The organism is Pseudomonadota bacterium, assembly GCA_030775045.1.
Taxonomy (GTDB): domain Bacteria; phylum Pseudomonadota; class Alphaproteobacteria; order JALYJY01; family JALYJY01; genus JALYJY01.
Map to the genome: position 1 here is coordinate 1 of JALYJY010000084.1, position 7,979 is coordinate 7,979.

General features: G+C 60.6%; 10 protein-coding genes. 1 reads left to right on the top strand and 9 read right to left on the bottom strand.

Going from position 1 to position 7,979, the window contains the following annotated elements; all coding sequences use genetic code 11:
• Together M3O22_07500 and M3O22_07505 are read right to left on the bottom strand one after the other, a co-directional pair.
• On the bottom strand, nucleotides 1-915 hold a 915-nt coding region (locus M3O22_07500), incomplete at its 3' end, for an NADH-quinone oxidoreductase subunit D (protein ID MDP9196590.1).
• Nucleotides 916-960: 45 nt separating this feature from the next.
• Entirely contained in the window at nucleotides 961-1,284 is a 324-nt protein-coding gene (locus tag M3O22_07505) for a DUF1476 domain-containing protein (GenBank protein ID MDP9196591.1), read from the bottom strand.
• A 63-nt stretch (nucleotides 1,285-1,347) separates the two neighbouring features.
• Between M3O22_07505 and mazG the strand changes: the two genes are divergently transcribed.
• Nucleotides 1,348-2,160, top strand: coding sequence for a nucleoside triphosphate pyrophosphohydrolase (gene mazG / locus M3O22_07510; protein MDP9196592.1), 813 nt, complete (start codon nucleotides 1,348-1,350; stop codon nucleotides 2,158-2,160).
• Between the two features lie 2 nt (nucleotides 2,161-2,162).
• Here the strand turns inward: mazG and recO are convergent, their stop codons facing one another.
• From recO to M3O22_07545, 7 genes are all read right to left on the bottom strand, one after another.
• Nucleotides 2,163-2,897, bottom strand: coding sequence for a DNA repair protein RecO (gene recO, locus M3O22_07515; protein MDP9196593.1), 735 nt, complete (start codon nucleotides 2,895-2,897; stop codon nucleotides 2,163-2,165).
• Nucleotides 2,898-2,900: 3 nt separating this feature from the next.
• Nucleotides 2,901-3,815, bottom strand: a complete 915-nt coding sequence (gene era / locus M3O22_07520) for a GTPase Era (GenBank protein ID MDP9196594.1) — start codon at nucleotides 3,813-3,815, stop codon at nucleotides 2,901-2,903.
• A complete protein-coding gene (gene rnc, locus M3O22_07525; GenBank protein ID MDP9196595.1) occupies nucleotides 3,812-4,522 on the bottom strand; it encodes a ribonuclease III in 711 nt (236 codons plus the stop codon). Before rnc ends, era begins: the two co-directional genes overlap by 4 nt.
• Complete coding sequence (lepB, locus tag M3O22_07530) at nucleotides 4,515-5,393, bottom strand: signal peptidase I (GenBank protein MDP9196596.1); 879 nt, start codon at nucleotides 5,391-5,393, stop codon at nucleotides 4,515-4,517. Before lepB ends, rnc begins: the two co-directional genes overlap by 8 nt.
• The gene (acpS, locus tag M3O22_07535; GenBank protein ID MDP9196597.1) at nucleotides 5,390-5,815 is read right to left on the bottom strand and encodes a holo-ACP synthase; all 426 of its coding nucleotides are present in this window, start codon (nucleotides 5,813-5,815) and stop codon (nucleotides 5,390-5,392) included. The genes lepB and acpS overlap by 4 nt, the downstream gene beginning before the upstream one ends.
• A gap of 3 nt (nucleotides 5,816-5,818) precedes the next feature.
• A complete protein-coding gene (locus M3O22_07540) occupies nucleotides 5,819-6,421 on the bottom strand; it encodes a superoxide dismutase (GenBank protein MDP9196598.1) in 603 nt (200 codons plus the stop codon).
• 623 nt (nucleotides 6,422-7,044) lie between these two features.
• Nucleotides 7,045-7,563: a hypothetical protein gene (locus M3O22_07545; GenBank protein ID MDP9196599.1), complete on the bottom strand. Its 519-nt coding sequence runs from the start codon at nucleotides 7,561-7,563 to the stop codon at nucleotides 7,045-7,047.
• Nucleotides 7,564-7,979 lie beyond the last annotated feature (416 nt).

Below are 7,979 nucleotides of genomic sequence, written 5' to 3' on the forward strand. Positions count from 1 at the left end.
GGGCACAACCTTGCGGTCGTCCACCTTGACCGGACCAGCCGGCATCTTTTCCAGGCACTGGCGGATGATGCGGTTGGACTGGCGCATTTCCTCGATCCGCACCAGATAGCGGGCATAGCAGTCCCCTGTCAGGCCCACGGGAACGTCAAAGTCCAGCTGGTCATACACCTCGTACGGCTGGGCCTTGCGCAGGTCCCATGCCACATTGCTGGCGCGCAGCATAGGGCCGCTGAAGCCCCACGCCATGGCGTCCTCTTTCGGCACAATCCCGATATCCACCGTACGCTGCTTGAACACACGGTTTCCGGTCAGAAGCTCTTCCAGCTCGCCCACGAATTTCGGGAACTGCTCTGTAAAGGCATGGATATCGTCGGTCAGGCCTGCCGGCAGATCCCAGGCGACGCCGCCTGGGCGGAAGTAGTTGGCGTGGAACCGGGCGCCGCTGGTGCGCTCATAGAATTCCAGAAGCTTTTCCCGCTGCTCGAACCCCCACCACACGGGCGTCATGGCGCCCACGTCCAGGGCAAAAGTGGTGATGTTCAGTATATGGTTCAGGATGCGCGTGATCTCGGAAAACATCACGCGGATGTATTGCGCCCGGGGCGGCACCGTGATGCCCAGAAGCTTTTCCACTGCCAGGACAAACGGATGCTCCTGGCTCATGGGGGAGACATAGTCCAGCCGGTCGAAATACGGCAGGGCCTGCATGTACGTCTTGTACTCGATCAGCTTTTCCGTACCCCGGTGCAGCAGGCCGATGTGTGGATCCGCGCGGGTGACCGTCTCGCCGTCCAGCTCCAGCACCAGGCGCAGGACCCCGTGGGCGGCAGGATGCTGGGGCCCGAAGTTCACGGTAAAGGGACTCTCGGCCCCCGGGACGGTGGTCAGTTCAACGGTCTGTGTGGTCTTCGACATGCGATCTGCGCTTTCGCTTCAGGATGCCCGGAAAGAAGGAGAAACCTACCCCTGCCCGGCCAGTTCAGCCAGAGCCTTTTTCATGAATTCTTCTGATTTTTCCCGGATCTCGTCCAGGGTCACCGGGACGTTCCTGTCTGCCATGTCCTTCTGCAGGATGGCCCACAGATCCTCGATCCCCTCTTTCTGCATGTCCCGGGCCATAACATCGCGGACCCAGGCCTCGATGTCCGCCGGTGGGAGATTCATGCGGCCGGCAGCCCACCAGGACAGCATGCGGGCACAGCGGGAATGGACCCTGAACCGCAGCTCGGCATCCCGGGCGAAAGCCTTCTCAAAGGATTTTTCCCGGTCATCAAACATTCCCATGGCCTTTCTCCGCCTTCCGTGGTGATCTGTGCCGGTTCAACAGCTAGCGCTACAGGACCATGAATGCAACAGCCGACTGACGCCGGAGAAAGAATCCACCACCTTCTGGGTATTATGGCCAGACTGCGCACTCCCGGAACAGGCTGTCCCTGGGATCTGGAACAGGATTTCAGCACTATTGCCCCCTATACCCTGGAAGAGGCGTATGAGGTCGTCGACGCCATCGACAGGAACAGCCCGGAGGATCTGCGGGAGGAACTGGGCGACCTGCTGTTCCAGGTGGTTTTTCACGCCCGCATGGCCGAGGAAAAGGGCTGGTTTTCCTTTGCGGATGTGGCGCAGGCCATTACCGACAAGCTGGTCCGCCGCCACCCGGGAATTTTCGGCCAGGACCAGGTCACGACCTCAGAGGAACAAAAGGAAAAATGGGAAGAGCAGAAGGCCGCGGAAAAAGCCCGCAAGGGCGGCTCCGGAAAAACCCTGGACGGGGTTCCCCTGGCACTGCCGGCCCTGACCCGGGCGGTCAAGCTTCAGGAAAAATCAGCCCGCGTGGGGTTTGAATGGCGGGACATCAGCGGCATCTTCGCAAAACTGGACGAAGAAATCGCCGAGCTGAAGGAGGAGGTCCGCAAGGACGCTCCCCCGCCCGACGCCCTGTCGGAAGAGATCGGCGACATCCTGTTCGTAGTCAGCAATATCGCCCGGAACCTGAAGGTTGACCCTGAAACGGCCCTGCGCCGGGCGGGACAGAAGTTCGAGCGCCGCTTCGGCCGCGTCGAGGAGCTTCTGGCCGCACAGGGAAAAACACCCGGGGACAGCACCCTGGAAGCCATGGAAACCCTGTGGCAGCAGGTAAAGGCAGAAGAAAGGGTGTAAAGTCAGACCGTTCCGGCCCCTGAACGACCAGAGCAGAGCTCAAAAAGCCGGGACCGGGCCGGCGGCAGGGGAATATCCCGGCTGGCCAGGGCGTGGCGTTCCAGGAAATACCCGGTCAGCTCCAGCCCCTGGATGATATCTGCCCTGTCCAGCTCCGCGCGCCCCCCCAGAAAACCGGGCAGCGGCAGAAGGCGGCCCTGCCAGGCCTCTCCCGCAGACCGGCTGACGGCCCGTCCCGTCCTGGGACTGACCCAGGCCAGGTCATCCTTCTGCCCGGTCAGGGCACAGCGCTCCAGATCCAGGCCAAACCCCATCTCGCGCAGCAGGGCCATTTCCCACAGGATACAGGCCGCATCCCAAGCCTGCCCCTCCAGCGCGGAAAACAGGGCCAGCAGGCCATCGAAAACCGCCGGATGGGGTTCCCGCTCGGGCATCCCCACATCGACCAGGCTGCAGGCTGAAACCACAGCCGCAAGGCGCAGGGAATCTGCCAGAAAGCCCGCCGCGTAGTGGCGGACAGGCTCCAGGGCCCACGTTCCCAGGCTGTCAGCCCCCCTGCCCCGCCAGACAACCCGGACCTCTGTTCCGGTTTCCAGATCCGCCTGGCGCCGCGCCGACTGGCCCCCGTGGACCAGCCCGGCATGACGGCCATGCTCCCGGGTCATCAGGACAACGACAGCCGCGCTCTCACCGTGGGGACGGGCGGACAGCACGATGCCCTGATCGGTCCATTCCATGGGTTATTCCTGCGCGTTGAAATCGAGGCCCCAGGCGACGTACCAAGCAGACTTCTCCATCCAGTCCTTCCGGACCTTGACGTGCAGGGCCAGATGGACAGGCCGCTCCAGGATCTGTTCCAGCTCCTTGCGGGCCGCGATGCCGATGGCCTTGATGCGCTGCCCGCCCTGGCCCAGCACGATGGCCCTGTGGTTGTCGCGGGTGACGCAGATAATCTGGCCGATGCGGACAGAGCCGTTATCCTGCTCCTCCCAGGTTTCGGTCTCGACCATCATGGCATAGGGCAGTTCCTCATGCAGCTGCAGGAACAGCTTTTCCCGGGTCACCTCAGCGGCCAGCAGGCGCATGGGCATGTCCGAGATCTGGTCTTCCGGAAACAGCCAAGGACCCGGCCGCATCCGTTGCGCCAGATACTGTTTCAGCTGACCAATCCCGTCACCGGTCAGGGCCGAGATCATCAGGGTATCCGTGAACAGGCCGGTACGGTTCAGGGCGGCCGTCAGCTCCAGCAGCCGGCCCTTGGGCACCAGGTCGATCTTGTTCAGCACCAGGACGGCCTTGCGCCCGGCCTTCTCCAGCCGCTCCAGCAGCGGCTGTGCATCGGCCACCGCATTCTTCTGCGAAGCATCCACCAGAAGCATCGTCTGGTCCGCATCGGCGGCTCCCTGCCAGGCGGCGGAGACCATGGCCCGGTCCAGGCGGCGGCGGGGCCGGAAAATCCCGGGCGTATCCACCAGGATGATCTGGCTGCCACCCTCGATCAGGATTCCCAGAACCCGCGACCGTGTTGTCTGGGGCTTGGGCGAGACAATGGAAACCTTGTTTCCTACAAGGGCATTCAGCAGGGTGGACTTGCCGGCGTTGGGAGCGCCCAGAATGGCCACAAAGCCGCACTTCTGTTCCACACCTTCCGTCATGACTGTCCGGACTCCAGCTGTTCAAACAGGGCCCGGGCCGCAAGCTTCTCCGCATCCCGGCGGGATGTGCCGCTGCCTGTGGCCGAGGGGCCACCGGTTACACTCGCCCGGATATCAAAGACAGGTGCATGGTCAGGCCCGGTCCGTCCGACAATTTCATAGACCGGAAGGGGCATGCCCCGGGCCAGCAGCCATTCCTGGAGCTGCGTCTTGGGATCCACGGGCGGGGCTGACGCCTGGGACACCAGCGGCTCCCACCAGGTGCGGATGAACCGGCGCACCACGTCCAGCCCGCCATCCAGGTACAGGGCACCGATCACAGCCTCGCACGCATCGCCAGGGACCGAGCGGTTGACCTGCCCTTCCCCTTTTCCTGAATCCGCCAGCCGCAGCCAAGACAGCAGCCCGATGGCCCGGGCCACATGATCTAGGGACTCCCGGCGGACAAGGGCCGCGTGGCGCTTTGCAATATCGCCCTCCTTCTCACCGGGAAAGCGCTCCAGAAGCCATTCGGCCATGACCAGGCCCAGAACCCGGTCACCCAGGAACTCCAGACGCTCGTATGTATTGGCCTCGCCGGACGGGGCGGGTTTCTGGCCGGACAGACCGGGATGGGTCAGGGCGGCCTGCAACAGGTCAGGGCGGGAGAAACTGTGCCCCAGAACCTTGCCGAATTCCCTGATATCACCGGTCACGGGATCAGCCAACAGGCCTGAAAAGGCGGCTGAAACGCAGGGACCAGGGCCACTTCCACAGTTCCCAGAAGTGTGTGCCATCGCCCAGGGAGAAAAAGATCAGGTCGGCCCGGCCCACCAGGTTCACGCTAGGCACAAACCCGACACCGCGGTCAGAGACAAAGCCCTGCCGGGAAGGGCTGTTCCAGGTTTCATCGTTCTGGACCTGATACGGGACCAGGACGCGGCTGTCGGTGGAATTGTCGCGGTTGTCACCCATCATGAAGTAATGGCCAGGGGGAACCGTATAGACCGGCGTGTTATCCAGGGGCGCATTGTCAGACCGTTCCCAGATCCTGTGGCTGACGCCCCCGGGCAGGGTCTCGGTATACTCTGTCACTTCCATGGTTCCGGTGGCGCCGGGAATAGTCCTCGTGGCTTCTTTCTGGCGGGTTACAGGGGTAAAATTGATATGCAGCACCCCGTCCACAACCTGGATCCTGTCGCCCGGAAGGCCGATCACGCGCTTGATATAGTCCGTCCGGCCGTCAGAGGGCAGCTTGAACACAGCCACATCACCCCGTTTCGGGGAGCTGGCCATGATCCGGTTCTCGATCAGGGGAATACCGGCAGGCAGGCTGTAGCGGCTGTACCCATAGGAGAATTTGGAGACAAACAGATAGTCCCCGGTCAGAAGCGTGGGGAACATGGAACCGGAAGGGATGCTGAATGGCTCGTACGCAAATGTCCGGATCAGCAGGGCCAGCAGGACAGCAAGCACGATGGTCCTGACCGTGTCATAGAAGCTGCTGTGTCCGCTGGTCTTTTTCAGGGCTGCACGGGCCCGGGCCTCTTCCTGGGGCGACAGGGGTTCCCCCGGTCCTTTCGGCGATACTGTATTCATTCGGACATTTTCCCGGTCATGGATGAGATGATCACAACAGCCTGGGCCACAGGAAATTCATCTGTCAGAGTCAGGCTGACGACAGGCACCATAGGCTGTGGCACCAGTTCCTGCAACCGTTTCTTTGCCTGGCCGGACAGGACCAGGGTCGGCTGTCCCGACGGCAGGTTGACCACGCCGATATCCTTCCAGCCCACCCCCTGCCCCAGTCCTGTCCCCAGGGCCTTGGCGCAGGCCTCCTTGGCCGCATAGCGCCGGGCATAGGTGGCGGCCCGGCTGTTGTTGCCGGAAGCGGGGCGCCGGTCAGCCTTCTGCCGCTCGGCCTCAGTGAACACCCGGCGGACAAAACGGTCGCCGAACCGCTCCAGGGTCCTGGCGATCCGGCGGATATCAACAAGGTCCGAGCCCACGCCCACAATCACGGATCAGGCAGCTTTCGCCAGCTGCTCAGCCGCAAAGTCCCAGTTCACCAGGCTGTCCAGGAAGGCCTTCAGGAAATCGCCGCGGCGGTTCTGGTAGTCCAGATAATAGGCGTGCTCCCACACGTCGCAGACGATCAGGGCCTGCCGCCCATGGGCCACCGGCGTATGGGCATTGGGGGTCTTGGTAACCTTCAGCTTTCCGTTATCCACTTCCAGCCAGGCCCAGCCGCTGCCGAACTGGGTCAGGCCGGCCTGGGTAAACGCCTCACGGAACGCATCCACACTGCCAAAATCCGCGACGATCTTCTTTTCCAGCGCACCCGGCATGGCCCCGCCACCGCCCTTTTTCATGCTTTTCCAGAAAAAGTCGTGGTTCCACACCTGGGCAGCGTTATTGAAAATCCCCTGCCGGGCCGGATCATCGTGGGTGGCCTTGATAACCTCTTCCAGGCTTTTCCCTGCCAGGGGGGTATCCTTGACCAGATTGTTCAGGTTGGTCACATAGGTCTGGTGGTGCTTTCCATAATGGAAATCCATGGTCTTTGCCGAAATCACCGGCTCGAGGGCATCACGGGCATAGGGCAGCGGGGCCAATTCAAAAGCCATGGCGGAATCCTTTCTTTTCTTTTTGCGGTTTCTGTCCGGATGGAACCATACACAGGGCCCGCAGGGCATTCAATGCCTCTTGCGGCTGGGCCTGAAACGATGAACAGGGGTATAAAATCCTTTTTTTATCTACAAAAGGCTTGTTTTCCTTTATATATGTCGGGCCGCTTTCGGGCGGCTTGCCACGCCGCAGCCTTGGTGGAGGCCGGTACGTTTATATTGTGAAAAGGACGGCAAAAAATCCTCCTCCGGCGGCAGGACAAGGGACTTTTTTACCTCTCCCCCTGAGATGAGGTCGCGAACGCAGTGAGCGGGTGAGGGGTCGCAGGAAGACCTTCGTCCATATCCCTCACCCGACACACTTCCGCCTTGCTTTGGTATGTCGACCCCTACCTCAGGGGGAGAGGTAAAAGGAGCCCCAAAACTACCCTTCTGAAAAAAGGTCTCCGGTTGACATCCGGAAAAACTGTCAATTTTGGAAATTTTAAGCCCAGAAACCAGTAATAGTGCGGGCTTCAGGGTTTACAGGCTGTCAACCGGATGTCAACCCGGTGCAACCTTGGGAGGATAGTGACACGAAGCCGTAGCCGATACAGGAAAGAACTTGCTGAAAGTAATTTGATTTAATACCAAATGGACGTTGTGAAATAATAAAGTAACTGCAGATGGCTGAAACAGAAAAAACAAAACCAGGGGATGAAAAGACGGCAAAGCGTGATGAATTCAACCTTCTTGTCGTTATCCGGAAAAAAGCCGAAAGCCTTATCCACACAGATGCCAGGCATCAGGCACTGGCGGCACACCGCGCAACAGAACTTGAAAACAGTCTTCTGCTCTGGCTTCTCTTCGTCTGGCGTCATTATCCGGAACAGGCCCAGGACCTGAGCCCCTTTCATGCAAGGGGCATAAAGGATCTGAATACACAGGACAGGGAAGCTCTTGTTCTCACAGTGACGGGATACAATACAAAAATTACCGAAGCACAATCTTTTGAGCCTGGAAAAGTTGTAAAATCCTGCGAACAGATTCTGGATAATATATTCCTTGTATCGGATATCCTGACCAATCAGAACAGGCCGCCGCAGGATCTGAAAAATGCCAGAAAATTTCTGGCCGGAGCCTACCTTCTGCTTTACATCCATATGCAGGTCGCCCGTGGCGAAACACTGCGCCAGTCACAGCTGGGGGTACCTGCCACTGCAGCCGCCATGGCAGAAACAGGATCTCCCATAGCCGCACTGGGCAGAACAACTCCTCCCCCGGGGAAAGAACTGACAGGGCAACAGCTGTATACACCATCTCCCTCTGCCCCGGCATCGGGTTTGCCCCCTGCTGCTGCAATCTCCAGAAAACCTTTACCCCCTGTCGCTGGGCGAATACCAGCCATACCGGGTCCGGAAAAACAGGGAAATCCGGGAGACCCACCCTCCGTCCCCAGGGCTTCCATGCCAGTAGCGGCGAAAACAGGGGCGTCGCCTCGTTCCGGAAGATGGCTTGCGGTACAACAACAACCAGCGCCGGCGCCACGAACAGCACCGCCACCTCCCGCAGCTGAACC